Origin of the sequence: Micromonospora sp. H33 (genome assembly GCF_052068455.1) — a bacterium.
GTDB lineage: Bacteria > Actinomycetota > Actinomycetes > Mycobacteriales > Micromonosporaceae > Micromonospora.
On record NZ_JBQHDE010000034.1, the window covers coordinates 1 to 1,431 of the forward strand.

The 1,431-nt window shown below is 67.8% G+C and carries 1 protein-coding gene; it reads left to right on the plus strand.

Features of this window, described 5'->3' with window-relative positions:
- Positions 1–111 precede the first annotated feature (111 nt).
- On the plus strand, positions 112–1,410 hold the full coding sequence (locus ACTMS0_RS29055) for an IS701 family transposase (RefSeq protein ID WP_441158460.1): 1,299 nt from the start codon (positions 112–114) through the stop codon (positions 1,408–1,410).
- Positions 1,411–1,431: the final 21 nt, after the last annotated feature.

Below are 1,431 nucleotides of genomic sequence, written 5' to 3' on the forward strand. Positions count from 1 at the left end.
TACTCCAGCCGGGGATGTTGACCTTGGCTGAGCTGCGGCGTGAGGCGGCGGGAGAACGAGAGCAGCCACCGTCGATCATGGACGGTTGTGTGGACTGACCATGACGCAGCGGTGGCTGCCGGATACAGGGTAGACGCCCAGCGATGGCGGGTGTTGTTCGACGACCTATTACTGACTGTTGGTCAACGTTTCCGCAGGCCGGAGCCACGGCGTCGGGTAGGTGACTTCGTCCGGGGCCTGCTGGCGCCGCTACCACGGAAGAACTGCTGGACGATCGCTGAGCACGTCGGCGACACCGGGCCGGACGGGATGCAGGACCTGCTGACCCGGGTGAAGTGGGACGACGCGGCGGTCCGCGCCGATGTTGGTGAGTTCATCGGTGAGCAATTCGGCGACCCCGAAGCGGTGCTGATCATCGACGAGACCGGCGATCTGAAGAAGGGCCGGCACACCGTCGGCGTTCAGCGGCAGTACTCCGGCACTGCCGGAAAGATCGAGAACTGCCAGCTCGCCGTGCATCTCGTCTACGCCACCGAGAATGTTCACGCGATGCTCGACGCGGCCCTCTACCTCCCGAAATCGTGGTGCGACGACCCGCAACGCCGGGCGCAGGCGGGTGTCCCCGACACGGTGCGGTTCGCGACCAAGCCACAACTGGCGACCCGGATGATCGAGGCCGCGGTCACCGCCGGGCTGCCCTGCCGGTGGGTGGCCGGCGACGAAGCCTACGGCGGTGACCCACGCCTGGCCACCAGGCTCCGTCAGCTGCGACTGGGCTACGTCCTGGCCGTGGCCTGCTCGCACCAGGTGACCACCGGCCTCGGTGTCTACCGCGTCGACGCGCTGACCGCCGGACTCCCCACCACCGCCTGGCAGCGCATGTCCGCCGGGCGAGGTGCCAAAGGTCATCGCTACTACGACTGGTCCTTCACCGCCCTACCCGCCCACCACGACGAGCACGGCGGACACCACTGGCTCCTGATCCGCCGCAACCGCAGAACCGGCGAGCTGGCCTTCTACCGCTGCTGGTCACCCGAACCCGTCCCGCTGCACACCCTCGTCAGGGTGGCCGGACGCCGCTGGAAAATCGAAGAGGCGTTCCAAGCTGCGAAGACCGGACTCGGCCTCGACCAACACCAGAACCGCCGCTGGACGTCCTGGCACCGCTGGACCACCCTGGCGATCCTCGCCCACGCCTTCCTCGCCGCCGCCACCGCCAACCACGACCGGCCCGACCCGGCCGGGCTGATCCCGCTGACCGTCAACGAACTACGCCACCTGTTCAACGTCCTCGTCCTCGAACCCACCCGCCGCCACACCGACCCGCTGCTCTGGTCAATCCGCCGACGCCGACACCAAGCCCGAGCCATGACCAGCCACTACGCCCGACAAGCCCTCATCGAACCGTGATCACAATCCCCGGCTGGAGTA